Below are 16,505 nucleotides of genomic sequence, written 5' to 3'. Positions count from 1 at the left end.
GCGCTGGCGCCGCGTTAGAGAGGACAGGCGTTGCAGGAACTGTTCGAACTGCCGTGCTTGCATGGGGCCTCCGTCAACGGTTCAGGTCGACATTGGACCGCAGGCTTGCAGAAAAGATTCCACACTTGGCGCGAACAGCGCCAAAAAAAATGCCGCCCAGCGAACTGGACGGCGTGTCGGTAGCGTGTTTCAGCTCAGTTGTAACTGGTCCAGTGTTGCGGAATCTCGATGTGGCCCGACTGGGCCGCGTCGGCGTAGGCACGCATCTCGGCAACGACGGCCTCGAGTTGTTCCTTGCCCGGATTCGCAAGGAAGCCCTTCATGCGCTCCTGCACCGCAGCCTGCTGGTCTCGCCATTCGTAACGTGACGCCTTGCTCATGCTACCCCCTTGCGGCGAACTGCCGTCTTTGTACTTATCGTGTTCATGACATCCTCCTTCTTAAGACTTTCAGGATGCCCGAACCGGGTCGAGGCGGTCCGTGCGATGCCGCACACTGACTCGGCCGGCCAGGGGCAGGGGAGCTCAGGGCCGGGCCAGCACGGCGCGGTAGAACAGCGCGAGGCGGCGGTCGAGTTCGCGGAGCGCCTGGTCCAGAGGCTGTTTTTCGGGCGGGAACACGAAACGGCACAGCTGGTCGCCGGCGATGCAGCCCATCAGGTGGCCGGGCAGCAGGTCGATGTCGATGTCGGGGTGCAGCTGGGCGCGGATGTCCGGACGGGCGAAGAAACGGCCCAGCATCTCGCGGGTCTGGCGCGGACCGCCGTTCCAGAAGGCTTCCGCCAGTTCGGGATTGGTCGGCGCTTCCGCCATCACGATGCGCTGCATGTCCACCGCTTCCTGCGAGATGAGCAGTCCATACATCTGGCGCGCGAAATCGTCCACGATTTCCTTCAGCGGACGGGTGTCCGTCTGCATCGGCTGGCTGCGGAAGAAACGGTCGCGCTTGGCCGCCAGCACCGCGTGCAGCAGGCCGGCCTTGCCGCCGAATTTCACGTAGATGGTGCGCACCGCCACGTGGGCGGCGCGGGCGATCGATTCCAGGCTGGTCTTGGTATAGCCGTTCTTGAGGAAGAGACCGCCGGCAATCTGCAGCAGCTCCTGCGTGCGTGCTTCGACCTCGGCGGCCTTGGGCCGGCCGGCGGCCTTGCAGTCGTTTACGGGTTTGTCCATGACGACACTCTAGCCCAGAAAAAAATGAAATGCAACCGTTTCATTTCTTGACTTCGCCAATTCTTTGTCGAATAATGCGATGAACCCATTTCATTTTTTCTTCGGAGTCGTATTCATGGCAGATTCGCAAACCACGGTCCAGCAGAAACCGTCCGCCGCCGTTCCGCCGGCAGCGCCGGCCGCCGCCAACGGCAGCAAGGGACCGCCGAAGCGCGTGCTGATGGTGGTCGGCGTGATCGCCCTGGCCGCGCTCATCGCCGGCGGCCGCATGTGGTACCGCAGCAGCAACTTCGTCGAAACCGAAAACGCCTACATCACCGGCCACGTGCATCCGGTCTCGGCACGCATCCCTGGCGTCGTCACCAAGGTCCTGTTCGACGACAACCAGCTGGTCAAGGCCGGCGACGTGCTGGCCGAGCTGGACCCGGCCGACCAGGGCGTGAAGGTCGAGCAGATCCAGGCCCAGATCGCCAGCGTGCAGCAGCAGATCGTGCAGGCCGACGCCGCCGTCGAGCAGGCCAGGGCCCAGGCCTCGGCCGCCGGCGCCCAGGTGGTGCAGGCCCAGGCCAACCTGGTGCGCGCCAGACAGGACGCCGAACGCTACGGCCAGCTGTACAACACCAACATGAAGGCCGTCTCGAAGGCCGAGGTCGACGCCGCCACCGCGGCCCGCGCTGGCGCCACCGCCGACGTCAACGCACGCCGCGACAACGCCAATGCCGCCAAGGCCCAGATCGCCGCCGCCGGCTCGGCGCGCGACGTGCTGAAGGCCCAGGTCAAGGTGCTGCAGGCCCAGCTCAAGGACGCCCGCCAGCAGCTCGGCTACAACCAGATCGTGGCGCCGGTCAGCGGCCGCATCGGCAAGCGCAGCGTCGAAGTCGGCGCCCGCATCCAGCCGGGCCAGCAGCTGGCCGCCATCGTCCAGGACGACGTCTGGGTCACCGCCAACTTCAAGGAAACCCAGCTGCCGGGCCTGGTGCCGGGCCAGGAAGTCAGGATCGAAGTCGACGCCCTGAAGGACAAGGAACTGGTCGGCCGCGTGGACAGCTTCTCGCCGGCCTCGGGCAACCAGTTCGCGCTGCTGCCGGCCGATAACGCGACCGGTAACTTCACCAAGATCGTCCAGCGCGTGCCGGTCAAGATCACCTTCAAGCCGGAAGACCTGAAGAAGTACGCCGGCCGCCTGGTGCCCGGCATGTCGACGGTGGTCGAGATCGACCTGCGCCAAAAGCCGGCACAAGGCGCGCAGCAGCCGGCCCGCACCGCGTCGGCCCAGTAAAGGGATCGTCATGACGAGTTCCACCCAGACGATGAGCATGCCGGCCAACGGCACGCACGTCGACGCCCGCACCTGGATCGCGGTGGCCGCCGGCCTGCTCGGCGCCTTCATGGCGGTGCTCGACATCCAGATCACCAACTCCTCGCTGCGCGACATCCTCGGTACGCTGTCGGCCACCCAGGAGGAGGGCTCGTGGATCTCGACCGCCTACCTGTGCGCCGAGATCGTGGTGATCCCGATGACCGCGCTGTTCGTGCGCGCCTTCGGCCAGCGCCGCTACCTGATGCTGACCACGGCGCTGTTCCTGGCCTTCTCGACCCTGTGCGGCGCGGCCTGGAACCTGCAGAGCATGATCGTGTTCCGCATGCTGCAGGGCTTCACAGGCGGCGCCCTGATCCCGATGGCGATGACCCTGGTGATGACCCGCCTGCCTCCCGCCAAGCGCGCGGTCGGCATGGCGATGTTCGGCCTGACCGCGACCCTGGCCCCGGCCATGGGCCCGACCCTGGGCGGCTACCTGACGGAGCTGTACGGCTGGCCCTCGATCTTCTACATCAACTGGGTGCCGGGCGTGCTGCTGATCGCCGGCATGTACTGGGGCCTGGACAAGGAGCCGCTGAACCTGAAGATGCTGGCCAAGGCCGACTGGCTGGGCATCGCCTTCATGGCGGTCGGCCTGGCCAGCCTGACCATCTTCCTGGAAGAGGGCAATTCGAAGGACTGGTTCGAGTCGAGCTTCATCATCACCTTCGCCGCGCTGGCGCTGATCGGCATCCTGGGCTGGGTGGTGATCGGCTTCTGGCGCGCCGACCCCTTCGTCAACCTGCGCCTGTACGGCCAGCGCAACTTCATGGTGGCGACCATCCTGTCGGCGGTGATCGGCATGGGCCTGTACGGCTCGTCTTACCTGCTGCCGCTGTACCTGGGCCAGATCGCCGGCTATTCGCCGATGCAGATCGGCGAGGTCATCGCCTGGATGGGCCTGCCGCAGCTGTTCGTGATGCCCTTCGTGGCGCGCCTGTCGCAGAAGATCGACAACCGCATCATGTGCATGTTCGGCCTGGGCCTGTTCGGCATCTCCTGCCTGATGAACGCCTTCATGGACGCCAGCACCGGCTACGACCAGCTGATGGTCACCCAGGTCATTCGCGCGATCGGCCAGCCCTTCGTGATGCTGACCCTGTCGAACTTCGCGATGAACGGCATCGCGCCGAAGGACATGCCGTCGGCCTCGAGCCTGTTCAACATGACCCGCAACCTGGGCGGCTCGGTGGGTATCGCGCTGCTGGCGACCTCGCTGACCAACCGCGAGCACTTCCACTCGGCGCGCATCGGCGAATCGGTGTCGCTGTTCGCGTCCGCCACCCAGGCCCGCCTGGACCAGCTGACCCAGTTCTTCGTTTCGCAAGGCATCGACCCGGCCACCGCGGCCAACCAGGCGATCGCGGCGATCGACCGCATCGTGCGCCGCGAGGCTTACGTGATGGCCTACAACGACGGCTTCTTCCTCGTCGGCGTGATCCTGATCGCGGCGATCGTGCCGCTGTGGTTTGCGGACAAGGTCAAGTCGCCTGGCGGGGCTGGGAGCGGCGGCCATTAATGATTAGACGTCGTCCCCGCGAAGGCGGGGATCCAAGTTCGTGGCGAACCATGGAAACTTGGGGCCCCGCCTTCGCGGGGGCGACGGGACGGATAACTCTCAATGAAAAATACTATGTTCAAGCCTGTCATCCACACCGCTGTCGCCGCGGCCGTCGCCGCGCTCCTCGCCGCCTGCGGCACCGTCGGTCCCGACTTCAAGGCCCCGCAGGACATCGCGAGCCCGGCATACCGCCACGCGCAGGCCGGCCAGCAGCAGGACGCCGCGCGCCTGCCGGCCGACTGGTGGACCGTGTTCGGCGACCAGACCCTGGACACCCTCGAGCAGCGCGCGCTGCACGATAACCCGAACGTGCGCGCCGCCGCGCAGCGCCTGGTGCAGGCACAGGCCCAGCTGGGCGTGGTGCGCGCCGGCCAGCTGCCGTCGGTGAACGTGCAGGCCGGTATCTCGAACTCGCGCACCTCGGCCGAGACCTCGCAGGGCCTGGCGCTGGGCCACCGCTCGATCGAAGGTAACAACTACTCGCTAGGTGCCGGCTTCTCGTGGGAGCTGGACCTGTGGGGCCGCGTGCGCCGCGTGGTCGAAGCGGCCGATGCCCAGGCCCTGGCGGCCCAGGACGACCGCGACGGCGTGTTGCTGATGCTGTCGGGCCAGGTCGCAACCACCTACTGGCAGCTGCGCGGCCTGGACGCCGAGCTGGCGATCCTGCGCAGCGCGCTGGCGACCCGCCGCGAATCCCAGGAACTGATCGAGGCGCGCTTCAACGCCGGCCTGTCGAACGAACTGGACGTCTCGCGCACCCGCATCGAACGCGCCAACGCCGAGGCCGACCTGCACGAAGCCCAGCGCCAGCGCAACACGCTGGAGCATGCGCTGTCGGTGCTGGTGGGTGCTTCGCCGAGCGAGCCGCTGGTGGCGAGCAACCAGGGCACCGCCCTGCAGGATAAGCTTTTGCCCCAGCCGCCGAGCATCCCGGTCGGCCTGCCGGCCAGCCTGTTGGGCCAGCGTCCCGACCTGGCATCGAGCGTGGCCGCCCTGAAGGCCTTCAACGCCCAGATCGGCGTGGCCGAAGGCGCCTTCTATCCGGCGCTGTCCTTGACCGGCAACTACGGCTATGCCTCGGAAAGCCTGCGCAACCTGGCCCAGGGCAGCGCGCGCCAGTTTTCCTTCGGTCCGCTGGCGTTGTCGCTGCCGGTGTTCGACGCCGGCCGCAACCGCGCCAACCTGAAGCTGGCCCAGGCCCGTTACGACGAGGCGGTCGCCAACCACGAGGGACGCCTGCTGAGCGCATTGCGCGAAGTGGAAGATGCGCTGTCCGACGTGCAGGAACGCCAGCAGCAGGGCGAGGTGCAGGTCCAGGCGCAGCAGGCGGCAGCCCGCGCGCTGCAGGTGGCCCAGGCGCGCTACGACCGCGGCGTCTCGACCTACCTGGACGTTACCGATGCCCAGCGCAGTGCGCTGGCGGCGGACCGCGCCGCGGCCCAGATCCGTACCCAGCGCCTGCTGGCGGCGGTGTCGGTGGCGCGTGCGCTGGGTGGCGGCTGGAGGCAGGGGGAGCCGGTGGCGACCATCGCCAAGGCCGGCAATTAAGCTGCGCTCCGGCCGGCCCGCATGCCGGCCGGAGAGCGCAGAAATGACGTGATTTTTGGTGATCTTCCGCGCAGGCCCTGCATGCTATGCTCGATCGATAATAATTCCATATGGGGAACCCGATCGATGAACACCGCCGTCAATTCGCAGATGATTTATTGCCGCGCCTGCGGCTCGAACATGCACTTCAGCGCACAAGCCTGCCCGGGCTGCGGCGCGCCCCAGCAGGGCCATGGCTTCAGCGCCTCGCAAAAGCGCATCCTGCCGGCGGCCATCCTGTGCTTCTTCATCGGCTTCCTCGGCGTGCACCGCTTCTATGTGGGCAAGGTCGGCACCGGCATCCTGCAGCTGCTGACCTTCGGTGGCCTCGGCATCTGGGCCTTCGTCGATTTCATCATGATCGTCATCGGGTCCTTCCGCGACAGCGACGGCAACCTGATCAATCTCTGGACCTGACGGGACCTAGCGCTTCTTGCCGCTCCCGCGCTGGTGCTGGGCGCGCTGCTGCTTCTGCTGCGTCTCCACCCGGTTCTGGCGTGCCGTGTACAAGGCCACCGCTTCCTTCTTCGCCTGCTCCAGCGTGCGCAGTTCCGGCTTGTCGTCGTGGGCGACGAAGTATTCGGCGTCCTGCGCCTGCATCACCAGCTTGATGGCGGCTTCGTCCTCCATGTCGTAGATTTCGGTGAGCAGGGTCGTGACTTCGTCGAGGAAGGCTTCGTAGGTGAGGGTATTCATGGTTTTCGCTTCAAATTCCGGATAAGGCGGCCATTATCGCAAACTCGCCCCTGGCGCGGGCGGCGGTGTAATATCGGCACTCATCATTAATACGACACGCCGGACTCCATGCACCCACGCTCCCTCCTGATCGCCGCACTGCTGGCCTCCAGCGCCGCCTCCGCCCAGTCCTGGCAAGCCACCCCCAGCGGCACCAGCGCCGAACTGCGCGGCCTGTCCGTCGTCGATGCCAAGGTCGCCTGGGCCAGCGGCGCCAAGGGCACCGTGTTGCGCACCGTCGACGGCGAACACTGGCAGGCGATGCAGGTGCCGGAGGCCGACAAGATCGACTTCCGCGACATCCAGGCCTTCGATGCGAAGACCGCCGTGGTGATGGGCGCCGGCCCCGGCGCGGCTTCGCGCATCTACCGGACCGAAGACGGCGGCGCAAGCTGGCGCCTGATGACGACCAACCAGGTGGCGGACGGCTTCTGGGACGCGATGGCGTTCTGGGACAAGGACCACGGCATCCTGTTCGGCGATCCGGTCAAGGGCAGCTTCCAGGTCTACACCACCGGCGACGGCGGCGCGTCCTGGCAGCTCGTCGAGACCGAGGGACTGGAGGCGATGCCGAACGAGGGCGCCTTCGCCGCCAGCGGCACCTGCCTGACGGTGGCCGGCACCAACGATGCGTGGATCGCCACCGGCGGTTCGGCCAATTCGCGCGTGTTCCACTCGCTTGATCGCGGCAAGACCTGGCGCGCGCAAGCGACGCCGATCCCGGCCGGGGCGGCGGCCCGTGGCGTGTTCTCTGTCGCCTTCCTGAGCCCGAAAGTAGGCTTTGCCGCCGGCGGCGATTACAAGGAGACGCACATGGCCGGCATCAACGGCGCGCGCACGGAAGATGGCGGCGCGAGTTGGAGTCCGGTCCAGGTGCAGCCGGCCGGCTACATGTCGGTGGTGGTGCCGGTGCCGGGCGCGCCGCGCACCCTGGTTGCCGCCGGCCTGGCCGGCTCCGGCTTCTCGCGCGACGCCGGAAAGAGCTGGACCGTGCTGGACAAGACGCCGATGAACACGGTCGGTTTCGCCAGCCCGACGACCGGCTGGGCGGTGGGGCCGAAGGGCCTCTTGATGAAGTACAGCGGACCGGTTCTTGTCGGCAAATAAACACATGGGCGGCGCGCCCTGCGCCGGGAATCACGATCGTGGTTGACGCCCTGTAGAGCGGGCAATTACACTCGCTCTGTTTTCATTTTTTGGGTCCATTCATGGGCACTTGTTCGAGCGATAGTTGTCGCCAGATCATTTCTGGCACGTTCTCGGCAAGATAACGCAGGCTTTCCCGTCTCCTGCCGTCATCCTGCCAGGATGATGGTATCTTTTCTGTTCCGGCCGTACCGGAACATTCATATTCCAGCAACACGCACACTGGTCACCGGTGGCCGGGCCGCACTGCGGTCCGCCGCCGGCGCGCATATCAACGACGGCTTCACTCTGCGTGCAAGGAACGTGGATGTTCGAGTTCTTCAATGACCGCCGGCCGGCGGTCGACCGCGGCGGACGCGGCTTCAATCGCTGGGATTGGCTCCTGCTGCCGCTGGTGCTGGCGGTGCTGGCCGCCTGCGCCTACGGCGCCATGCAGATGGCGCGTCCCTTCGTAGTCGGCCAGGCGACCCCCATCTCGCTGGACCCCGCGGCGCTGCCTTACTACCTGCTGCGCACCATCCTGCGCATGTTCATCGCGCTCGGCTGCTCGCTGGTGTTCAGCTTCGTGTTCGCGGCCGTCGCCGCCAAGTATCGCGCTGCCGAAAAAGCGCTGATCCCGCTGCTCGACATCCTGCAGTCGGTGCCGATCCTGGGCTTCCAGGCGATCGCGATCGCGCCCTTCATCGCGCTGTTCCCGGGCAGCCTGCTGGGCGTGGAATGCGCGGCCATCTTCGCGATCTTCACCTCGCAGGCCTGGAACATGGCGTTCAGCCTGTACCAGTCGATGCGCACCGTGCCCGACGAACTGAACGAGGCGGCGCGCGTGTTCTGCCTGTCCGGCTGGCAGCGCTTCTGGCGCCTCGAGCTTCCCTACGCGACGCCGGCGCTGCTGTGGAACATGATGATGTCGATGTCGGGCGGCTGGTTCTTCCTGGTCGCCGCGGAAGCGATCTCGGTGGCCGGCCAGGACATCAAGCTGCCGGGCATCGGCGCCTTCATCGCCGTCGCCATCGAGCAGGAAAACGGCAAGGCGGTGGCGTGGGCGATCCTGGCCATGCTGGCCGGCATCGTGTTGTACGACCAGCTGTTCTTCCGCCCGCTGCTGGCCTGGGCCGACAAGTTCCGCTTCGAGGAGTCGCAGGGCGAGACCGCGCAGCGTTCCTGGCTGCTCGACTGGGGCCGCCGCAGCCTCTGGGTCAGCCGTCTGGCGCAGCGCTTCTGGGCGACCATGCGCATCACCCTGGGCTGGTTCGGCACCGCCGCCACCGCGCCGGCCCCGCAAAAGCCGGCGACCTGGCAGCGCATCCTGCCGCGCCTGTGGGACGTGCTGCTGCCGGTGGCCGTGCTGGCCGCCACGCTCAAGCTGGCCGTGTACGTGCACGCGGAAGTCGGCTGGGGCGAAGCCGGCCACGTGGTCCTGCTCGGCCTGGCGACCCTGTTGCGGGTGATGCTGCTGATCGCGCTGGCCTCGCTGTTCTGGGTCCCGGTGGCGGTGTGGATCGGCCTGAGCCCGCGCTATTCACAGCGCGTGCAGGCCGTGGCCCAGTTCCTGGCGGCCTTCCCGGTCAACCTGCTGTTCCCGCTGGTGGTGTTCCTGATGGTGAGTTTCAAGCTGAACCCGGATATCTGGCTCAGCCCCCTGATGGTGTTCGGCACCCAGTGGTACATCCTGTTCAACGTGGTGGCGGGGGCCTCGACCATCCCGACCGAGCTGAGGCTGGCGGCCGACAACCTGGGCCTGCGCGGCTGGCTGAAGTGGAAACGGGTCTACCTGCCGGCGGTGTTCCCGGCCTACCTGACCGGCGCGATCACGGCCAGCGGCGGCTCCTGGAACGCCAGCATCGTGGCCGAATACGTCACCTGGGGCAAGACCACGCTGGCGGCGCAGGGCCTGGGCAGCTACATCAAGCAGATGACGGACGCCGGCGACTTCCCGCGCATCGCGCTCGGCATCGGCATCATGTGCATCTTCGTGATGCTGCTGAACCGCTTCTTCTGGCGCAAGCTGTACCTGCTCGCCGACAATCGTGGCTGAGCCGCGGACTTCGAAGGAAACGAAATGACGCAAGATATCCTGATCCATCTGGCCTCGGTGGGCAAATCCTTCAGCGGCGCCGACGGCGTGCCGCGGCGCATCCTGGACGGCGTCGACTTCACCTTGCGCCAGGGAGAAATCGTCGCGCTGCTCGGCAAGTCCGGCTCCGGCAAATCGACCCTGCTGCGCATCATGGCCGGCCTGGTGCCGTCCGACGGCGGCAACGCCAGCTACCGCGGCCAGCCGATCGCCGGCCCGGCGCCGGGCGTGGCGATGGTGTTCCAGTCCTTTGCCCTGTTCCCGTGGCTGACCGTGCAGCAGAACGTCGAGCTGGGCCTGGAGGCGCAGGGCGTATCGCCGGACGAACGCGAACGCCGCGCCGACGCCGTGCTCGAGCTGATCGGCCTGGCCGGCTTCGGCGGCGCGCTGCCGCGCGAGCTGTCGGGCGGCATGCGCCAGCGCGTCGGCATCGCGCGCGCCCTGGTCACGAACCCGGACGTGCTGCTGATGGACGAAGCCTTTTCCGCCCTCGACGTGCTGACCGGCGAGACCCTGCGCGACGACATCCTGCAGCTGTGGGAGAGCAAGCAGATCCCGACCCGCGGCATCGTTGTCGTGTCCCACAACATCGAGGAAGCGGTGATGATGGCCGACCGCATCATCATCCTGTCCAGCGATCCGGGCCGCATCGTCAGCGAAGTCCGGATCGACCAGCCGCGTCCGCGGGTTGCCGACAGCCCGCGCGTGCGCGCCCTGATCGACGAGGTGTATGGCCTGATGACGATGCGCCGCCCGGCGCCGGCGGTCGCGGTCGGGATGCCGGCCCGCCATCCGGATTTCGGCCTGCCGGACACCGACGTCAGCCGCATCGAGGCGGTGCTGGAACTGGTGGCCGAGCCGCCCTTCGACGGCCGCGCCGACCTGCCGCACCTGGCCGAGGAAGCCGAGCTGTCCGACGAGGAGCTGTTCCCGACCTTCGAGGCGCTGGCGATGCTGGGCCTGGCCCAGGTCGAAAGCGGCGACATCATGCTGACCCACCTGGGCCGCCGCTACGCCGGCGCCGAGCAGGCCGAGCGCCAGGAGATCTTCGGCCGCCAGGTGCTGGAGAACGTGCCGCTGGCGGCGAAGATCCGCGCGGCGCTGGCCGAGAGCGCCGGCGGCACGCTGTCCGAAGAACCCTTCATCGAACTGCTGGAAGAGGGCATGAAGGAAAACCGCGCCCGCCGCACCCTGAATATCGCGGTGGAGTGGGGCCGCTACGGCGAACTGTACGAGTACGACTTCCACCTCAAGCGCCTGAAGCTGCCGGACATCGAGTAGCGCGTCGGGTAGCGGCAATAACGGTAAGGTAAACGCGGCGATAGTTGGATTACAATCGCCCGCATTACAACTACGCGAGAGACGCCATGAAGAATCCGTTCAGCCCACTGGTCGCCGCCCTGCTGGCTGCCGGCGCAATGTCCATCCCGGCCCTGGCCTTTGATGCCCCCGCGCCGGCCACGGTCGCCCAGCTGACCGCGATGGAGAAACGCTTTGCCCCGGTCGACCTGAACGCCGACACCAGCAAGCTGTCGAAGGGTGACCGGGTCGCCATCGAAAAGCTGATCGAAGCGGCGAAGATCGTCGACACCCTGCAGCTGCGCCAGCGCTGGTCCGGCAACGAGGCGCTGTGGGCCGCGCTGCAGAAGGACAAGACGCCGCTGGGCAAGGCGCGCCGCGACTACTTCTGGCTGAACAAGGGACCGTGGTCCATCATCGACGGCAACCATTCCTTCATGCCGGCCGAGTATGCCGGCATTAACATCCCGGCCGAGAAGCCGGCGGGCGCGAACTTCTATCCGGAAGGCGCCAGCAAGCAGGACCTCGAAGCCTGGATGAACAGCCTGTCGCCGCAGGACAAGGAGCAGGCGCAGTGGTTCTTCACGACCATCCGGAATACCAAGGACGGCAAGGGCAAGCAGCGCTACACCATCGTCAAGTACTCGGACGAATACGCGACCGAGCTGCAGCAGCTGTCCAAATTGCTGAAGGACGCCGCGAACGCCACCGACAACGCCTCGCTGAAGAAATTCCTGAACCTGCGCGCCGAGGCCTTCCTGTCGAACGACTACCTGGCCTCCGACTTCGCCTGGATGGACCTGGATTCGCCGGTCGACGTCACCATCGGCCCCTACGAGACCTATAACGACGAACTGTTCGGCTACAAGGCCGCCTTCGAAGCCTATGTGAACGTGCGCGACGCGAAGGAAACCGAGAAGCTGAACTTCTTCGGCAAGCACATGCAGGAGCTGGAGAACAACCTCCCGCTGGATCCGAAGTACCGTAATCCGAAGGTCGGCGCGATCGCCCCGATGGTGGTCGTGAACCAGGTCTATGGCGCCGGCGACGGCAATATGGGCGTGCAGACCGCCGCCTACAACCTGCCGAACGACGAGCGCATCATCAGCCAGCGCGGCTCCAAGCGCGTGATGCTGAAGAACGTGCAGGAAGCGAAGTTCGACGCCACCCTCAAGCCGATCACGAAACTGGTGCTGAGGCCAAGCGACCAGAAGGACCTCGACTTCGATTCCTTCTTCACCCACATCCTGGCGCACGAGATCATGCACGGCCTGGGCCCGCACGCGACCACCCAGAACGGCAAGCCCTCGACCCCGCGCCAGGACCTGAAGGACAGCTACTCGACCATCGAGGAAGCCAAGGCCGACATCACCGGCCTGTGGGCGCTGAGCTACATGATGGACAAGGGCCAGCTGAAATCCTCGCTGGGACAGGGCGCTGCCGCCGAACGCAAGCTGTACAACACCTTCCTGGCATCGGCCTTCCGCACGCTGCACTTCGGCCTGACCGATTCACACGCGCGCGGCATGGCGATCCAGGTCAACTACCTGCTCGACAAGGGCGGCTTCGTCTCGCACGGCGACGGTACTTTCTCGGTCGACTTCAGCAAGATCAAGCAGGCCGTGGCCGACCTCGACCGAGAATTCCTGACCATCGAAGCCCTAGGGGACTACGCCCGCGCCCAGGCGCTGATGAAGCAGTACGTGGTGATCCGCCCGGACGTGCAGAAGGCGCTCGACAAGATGAAGGCGGTGCCGAATGATATTCGCCCGGCGTTTACGACGGCTGCGAAGCTGACCGGCAAATAAGCTCGTTCGCAAGTAGCCGTCGTTCCCGGCGCAGGCGGGAACGACAGATGCGCGCAGGAACGACGGCGGATTTTTGTACTTCTGGTAAGTTTGCAATTCTAAACATCCAGTAAAAAATAGTCCAACGAGGGCTTCCCCAAGGGATAGAATTGCCTATAGGCATGTCATCTATCCCGCGGGGAATCCCTCTCATGTTCAAGTCCTTCCTGCTCGCCGCCGCCCTGTGCGCGGCCTCCCAGGCTGCAAGCAGCGCCAATGCGGCCGACCTCACCGCGCTCGAACAGCGCTGGATTTCTTCCGCCTATCCCGTCCTCGAGTACGCGCGCAGCGTCCAGCTGCCGATCGATATCGTGGTCCAGCCCAAGGCCGGCCCGAACGACGTGCCGCTGGCGATGGGCTTTGCCGAGGGGCGCTGCAAGCTGGTGGTGTCGCTGCGCGGCAATCCGGATGCCGAGAAGCAGCTGGCCGGCGTGGCGCCGGAAGCGCAGGGCGAGCTGATCGAGGCGATGGCGGCGCACGAGATCGCGCACTGCTGGCGCTATGCCCAGGGCGCCTGGCATGCGCTGCCGGCCGGCTTCGTCGAGGTCGGCGAAGAAACCGCTGCCGACCCTTCGCTGCTGGCGGAATCGAAGGCGATGCGTGAAATGCGCCGCGAGGAAGGCTATGCCGACCTGGTGGCGCTGGCCTGGACCCGTCGCAGCCACCCCGCCGACTATGCCCGCGTGCACGATTGGCTGTCCCAGGTACGCGCCGTGCAGCCGGTGGCGCGCAGCGGCCACGATACCCGGGTATGGGTGAAGCTGGCCACCGACGGCAAGGGTTTCGGGACAGCCGCGAAGCCCTTCGAAGATGCGGCCACCCTCTGGAAAGAAGGCCTGCTCAGCGACGAGTGATAAACGACGAACAGGTCATTTATTATTTCTTCGACAAGTGTACGTTCACGCACAGATGTCCGGTCCGCCGGGGGCGTTAAATCACCGGTATCAATAATCATCGATACAAGGGACCACCGACATGAAAACGCTGATTGCGACCCTGCTCGCGACGGCCGCCGGCGCCGCGTTTGCCGCACCCACCTTCGCACTGAACCACGATCCCGCCAGCTACCGTGCCGTGACCCAGAAAGCCATGGCCGAGTACAAGGCGGCGACCGCGAAGTGCGACAGCATGAGCGGCAACGACAAGGATGTGTGCATGGCCGAAGCGAGGCTGACCCGCACCCGCACCGAAGCGAATGCCCTGTCCCAGTACAACAATACGCCCAGGGGCCGTGAAAAGGCACGCACCAACCTGGCCGACGCCGAATATGACCTGGCCAAGGCCAGGTGCGGCGCCAGGAGCGGTGCCGACAAGGACGACTGCATGAACAACGCCAAGTCGGTGCACACCGCCGCAGTGGCGGACGCCAAGGCCGGCAGCACCGCCACCGGCGCCAGCGCGGCCGGCGCCACCGCCTCGGGCGGCGACAGCCGCGAGCAGGCCAGGTCCGCCGCCGCCGACAAATGCGCCCAGATGGGCGGCGACGGCAAGACCGGCTGCCTGGTGCAGACCAAGCCCTCAGCCGTGAAGGAGAACGCGGGCGAGATCGCCAACCGCAGCGAGAACGCCGCCGACCGCGCCGGCGACAAGACCCGCGACGCCGCTTCCACCACCCGCGTCGCCGCCTCGGACACCGCCATCACCACCAAGGTGAAGGCCGGCCTGATCAAGGAGCCGGACCTGGAATCGCTGGGCATCCACGTCGAGACCGAGAAGGGCGTCGTGATGCTGAGCGGCTTCGTGAATTCGAAGGCCGAAGCCGACAAGGCGGTCAAGGTCGCCAAGGGTGTCGACGGCGTGGCCAGCGTGAAGAGCGCGATCAAGGTTAAGTAAGCGCTCACCCGGGTTTTCTGCCCGGTAGCGGCCGGCTTTTTGTAGCCGGCCGTATATTTTGTTCTGATACCACAGGTTGCGATCGACCTCACGGAAATTGCCTGTAGGCTAAAGTCTGCAAGGTATAATCGCCGCCGTGAACAGAATCGAAGCCTTCGGATACATTGCGGCCCAGGCGGCGCGCGGTGACATATCCTTCCCCACCAGCGTCAACGCCGTGCTGCGCCTGCAGCAGGCGCTGAACGATCCCGATTGCCACCTCGAGGAAGCGATCCGGTTGGTGCTAAGCGAGCCTCAGCTGGCGGCGCGCACGGTGGCGCTGGCGAATTCCTCGACCTTCAATGCCGGCAAGCCGCCGGTCACCAATGTGCGCGCGGCCGTCACCCGGGTCGGCTACCGCAACCTGCAGATGCTGGTGGCCAGCCTGGCGGTGCGCCAGTTCGGCAGCCGCATCCAGGATCCGGCCCTGCGCGCCAAGGCCGAACAGCTGTGGGAGCACACGGTGCAGGTGGCCGCGCTGGCCCAGGTGTTCGCGCGCCGCGTCACCTTCGTGAATCCGGATACCGCCATGTTCGCCGGCATCGTCCACGAGATCGGCGCCTTCTACCTGCTGTCGCGCGCCGATGAATTCCCCGGTCTGCTCGACGACGACGAGGAGCGCTGGGGCGAATTGTGCGAAGACGTGGTCACGCGCGAAGTGGCGCGCCGCCTGGCGCTGCCGGAACCGGTGGCCGACGCCATCTTCGAGCTGCGCGGCTGCTGGCTGAACATGCCGCCGAGCTCGCTGCTCGACACCCTGTTGCTGGGCAACCTGTACGCCAGGGTGCCGTCGCCGCTGGGCGCCGCGGCGCCGCCGCTGCCGGACCATAGCGAAAGCGCGCTCGACTACCTGGTCGACGAGGCCACCCTGCGCACGATCATCGAGGAAGCCGCCGAGCTCAGCGATTCGATGGGCCAGGCCGTGCTGGTCTGATCAGTCCCAGGCCAGTACGCCCGCCTGCCAGGCCTTCGTCGCCGCCACCATCTTCCTGCCGCGCAGGATCTTCACTACCGCCGCCACTTCCGGGCGCCGCATCGCCGCGGCGCCGCCGGCCAGTGCGAAGCTGCGCCGGGCCGGGATCGGCAGCGCCAGCAGGCGCACGCCTTCCGGTTCCGGAAACACCGCCAGCCGCGGCATGATCGAATAACCCATCCCGCGCGCGACCATGGCGGCGATGCTGGTGTCGTTCGCCAGCCGGCGTCCGGGGCGGGCGTCCAGGCCGGTGGCGCGGCAGCGTTCCAACACCTCGTCCGCGCCAGCGCAGGCGAGCTGGATGAAGGACAGGCCGTCGAGCTGGTTCCAGGACAAGGGTTCCGACAGGGGGTGCGCGGCGGGCAGCACCAGCACGTAGTCGTCGTGCAGATAGGGCAGGGAAGCGAGGCCGCGCGCCAGCGGCAGCTGGGCGATGGCGATGTCGGCGCGTCCTGCGCGCAGGGCGGCGAGCAGGGCTTCGCGGTCGGCGTGGCCGTCGTCGATGTCGAGGGCGATGCCCGGGTGGACGGCGGACAGGACCTCGGCCGCATAGGGCAGCAGGTGGGTGCCGAAACTGCGGAAGCAGGCCACCCGCACCTGTCCGGACAGGGTTTGCGTCTCCCTGGCGCTGGCGCGCAGGCCTTGTTCGAGCTGCAGCATCTGCCTGGCCTTCTCCAGTACCCGCAGGCCGGCGGCGGTGGGCGTCGAGCCGCCGTGGGCGCGGTCGAACAGGCGCAGCGCCAGTTCCTTTTCGAGTTCGGCGATCGCATGGCTGATGCGCGACTGGGTGCAGGCCAGTTCGGCGGCGGCCGCGCTGAAACTGCCGTGGTCGGCGACCGCGACGAACATCCGCAATTGGCTGAGCTTGAGAGCCATCGA

General features: G+C 66.7%; 15 protein-coding genes. 11 read left to right on the top strand and 4 right to left on the bottom strand.

Annotated features, from left to right (window positions below; translation table 11 throughout):
- Positions 1-194: 194 nt before the first annotated feature.
- Together AC1DOP_RS20285 and AC1DOP_RS20280 are read right to left on the bottom strand one after the other, a co-directional pair.
- Entirely contained in the window at positions 195-380 is a 186-nt protein-coding gene (locus AC1DOP_RS20285) for a hypothetical protein (RefSeq protein ID WP_442124614.1), read from the bottom strand.
- A gap of 144 nt (positions 381-524) precedes the next feature.
- Positions 525-1,172, bottom strand: coding sequence for a TetR/AcrR family transcriptional regulator (locus AC1DOP_RS20280; RefSeq protein ID WP_442124615.1), 648 nt, complete (start codon positions 1,170-1,172; stop codon positions 525-527).
- A gap of 115 nt (positions 1,173-1,287) precedes the next feature.
- Here AC1DOP_RS20280 and AC1DOP_RS20275 point away from each other — a divergent pair, with 115 nt between their 5' ends.
- The 4 genes from AC1DOP_RS20275 to AC1DOP_RS20260 all read left to right on the top strand — a co-directional run bounded on the left by AC1DOP_RS20275 (position 1,288) and on the right by AC1DOP_RS20260 (position 6,097).
- Positions 1,288-2,451 (top strand): HlyD family secretion protein, encoded by a 1,164-nt coding sequence (locus AC1DOP_RS20275; protein ID WP_442124616.1) that lies wholly within the window; start codon positions 1,288-1,290, stop codon positions 2,449-2,451.
- Between the two features lie 10 nt (positions 2,452-2,461).
- Complete coding sequence (locus AC1DOP_RS20270) at positions 2,462-4,051, top strand: DHA2 family efflux MFS transporter permease subunit (RefSeq protein ID WP_442124617.1); 1,590 nt, start codon at positions 2,462-2,464, stop codon at positions 4,049-4,051.
- 102 nt (positions 4,052-4,153) lie between these two features.
- Positions 4,154-5,641 carry an efflux transporter outer membrane subunit gene (locus tag AC1DOP_RS20265; RefSeq protein WP_442124618.1) on the top strand — a complete coding sequence of 496 codons (1,488 nt, stop codon included), beginning with the start codon at positions 4,154-4,156 and terminating at the stop codon, positions 5,639-5,641.
- A 126-nt stretch (positions 5,642-5,767) separates the two neighbouring features.
- A complete protein-coding gene (locus AC1DOP_RS20260; RefSeq protein ID WP_442124619.1) occupies positions 5,768-6,097 on the top strand; it encodes a TM2 domain-containing protein in 330 nt (109 codons plus the stop codon).
- Positions 6,098-6,103: 6 nt separating this feature from the next.
- Here AC1DOP_RS20260 and AC1DOP_RS20255 read toward each other — a convergent pair whose 3' ends face one another.
- Positions 6,104-6,376 (bottom strand): hypothetical protein, encoded by a 273-nt coding sequence (locus tag AC1DOP_RS20255; RefSeq protein WP_442124620.1) that lies wholly within the window; start codon positions 6,374-6,376, stop codon positions 6,104-6,106.
- Between the two features lie 108 nt (positions 6,377-6,484).
- Between AC1DOP_RS20255 and AC1DOP_RS20250 the strand changes: the two genes are divergently transcribed.
- The 7 genes from AC1DOP_RS20250 (at position 6,485) to AC1DOP_RS20220 (ending at position 15,587) form a co-directional block, all read left to right on the top strand.
- On the top strand, positions 6,485-7,522 hold the full coding sequence (locus AC1DOP_RS20250; RefSeq protein ID WP_477253002.1) for a WD40/YVTN/BNR-like repeat-containing protein: 1,038 nt from the start codon (positions 6,485-6,487) through the stop codon (positions 7,520-7,522).
- 346 nt (positions 7,523-7,868) lie between these two features.
- Complete coding sequence (locus AC1DOP_RS20245; protein ID WP_442124622.1) at positions 7,869-9,596, top strand: ABC transporter permease; 1,728 nt, start codon at positions 7,869-7,871, stop codon at positions 9,594-9,596.
- 24 nt (positions 9,597-9,620) lie between these two features.
- Positions 9,621-10,916, top strand: a complete 1,296-nt coding sequence (locus AC1DOP_RS20240; protein ID WP_442124623.1) for an ABC transporter ATP-binding protein — start codon at positions 9,621-9,623, stop codon at positions 10,914-10,916.
- An 86-nt stretch (positions 10,917-11,002) separates the two neighbouring features.
- Positions 11,003-12,742: a dipeptidyl-peptidase 3 family protein gene (locus AC1DOP_RS20235; RefSeq protein ID WP_477252999.1), complete on the top strand. Its 1,740-nt coding sequence runs from the start codon at positions 11,003-11,005 to the stop codon at positions 12,740-12,742.
- Positions 12,743-12,933: 191 nt separating this feature from the next.
- Positions 12,934-13,635, top strand: coding sequence for a hypothetical protein (locus AC1DOP_RS20230; protein ID WP_442124625.1), 702 nt, complete (start codon positions 12,934-12,936; stop codon positions 13,633-13,635).
- A 121-nt stretch (positions 13,636-13,756) separates the two neighbouring features.
- Positions 13,757-14,614, top strand: coding sequence for a BON domain-containing protein (locus AC1DOP_RS20225; protein ID WP_477252997.1), 858 nt, complete (start codon positions 13,757-13,759; stop codon positions 14,612-14,614).
- 136 nt (positions 14,615-14,750) lie between these two features.
- Positions 14,751-15,587 (top strand): HDOD domain-containing protein, encoded by an 837-nt coding sequence (locus AC1DOP_RS20220; RefSeq protein WP_442124627.1) that lies wholly within the window; start codon positions 14,751-14,753, stop codon positions 15,585-15,587.
- Here AC1DOP_RS20220 and AC1DOP_RS20215 read toward each other — a convergent pair whose 3' ends face one another.
- Positions 15,588-16,502, bottom strand: coding sequence for a LysR family transcriptional regulator (locus tag AC1DOP_RS20215; RefSeq protein WP_442124628.1), 915 nt, complete (start codon positions 16,500-16,502; stop codon positions 15,588-15,590). It abuts the gene before it with no gap.
- Positions 16,503-16,505 lie beyond the last annotated feature (3 nt).

It is taken from the genome of Massilia sp. 01N410 (assembly GCF_056399665.1).
This window is presented reverse-complemented; position numbering and strand designations above follow the sequence as displayed.

What these genes read in the sequence shown, in the direction of transcription:
- AC1DOP_RS20285 (WP_442124614.1), bottom strand. Translation starts at nt 380, where the DNA reads ATGAGCAAGGCGTCACGTTACGAATGGCGAGACCAGCAGGCTGCGGTG.
- AC1DOP_RS20280 (WP_442124615.1), bottom strand. Translation starts at nt 1,172, where the DNA reads ATGGACAAACCCGTAAACGACTGCAAGGCCGCCGGCCGGCCCAAGGCC.
- AC1DOP_RS20275 (WP_442124616.1), top strand. Translation starts at nt 1,288, where the DNA reads ATGGCAGATTCGCAAACCACGGTCCAGCAGAAACCGTCCGCCGCCGTT.
- AC1DOP_RS20270 (WP_442124617.1), top strand. Translation starts at nt 2,462, where the DNA reads ATGACGAGTTCCACCCAGACGATGAGCATGCCGGCCAACGGCACGCAC.
- AC1DOP_RS20265 (WP_442124618.1), top strand. Translation starts at nt 4,154, where the DNA reads ATGAAAAATACTATGTTCAAGCCTGTCATCCACACCGCTGTCGCCGCG.
- AC1DOP_RS20260 (WP_442124619.1), top strand. Translation starts at nt 5,768, where the DNA reads ATGAACACCGCCGTCAATTCGCAGATGATTTATTGCCGCGCCTGCGGC.
- AC1DOP_RS20255 (WP_442124620.1), bottom strand. Translation starts at nt 6,376, where the DNA reads ATGAATACCCTCACCTACGAAGCCTTCCTCGACGAAGTCACGACCCTG.
- AC1DOP_RS20250 (WP_477253002.1), top strand. Translation starts at nt 6,485, where the DNA reads ATGCACCCACGCTCCCTCCTGATCGCCGCACTGCTGGCCTCCAGCGCC.
- AC1DOP_RS20245 (WP_442124622.1), top strand. Translation starts at nt 7,869, where the DNA reads ATGTTCGAGTTCTTCAATGACCGCCGGCCGGCGGTCGACCGCGGCGGA.
- AC1DOP_RS20240 (WP_442124623.1), top strand. Translation starts at nt 9,621, where the DNA reads ATGACGCAAGATATCCTGATCCATCTGGCCTCGGTGGGCAAATCCTTC.
- AC1DOP_RS20235 (WP_477252999.1), top strand. Translation starts at nt 11,003, where the DNA reads ATGAAGAATCCGTTCAGCCCACTGGTCGCCGCCCTGCTGGCTGCCGGC.
- AC1DOP_RS20230 (WP_442124625.1), top strand. Translation starts at nt 12,934, where the DNA reads ATGTTCAAGTCCTTCCTGCTCGCCGCCGCCCTGTGCGCGGCCTCCCAG.
- AC1DOP_RS20225 (WP_477252997.1), top strand. Translation starts at nt 13,757, where the DNA reads ATGAAAACGCTGATTGCGACCCTGCTCGCGACGGCCGCCGGCGCCGCG.
- AC1DOP_RS20215 (WP_442124628.1), bottom strand. Translation starts at nt 16,502, where the DNA reads ATGGCTCTCAAGCTCAGCCAATTGCGGATGTTCGTCGCGGTCGCCGAC.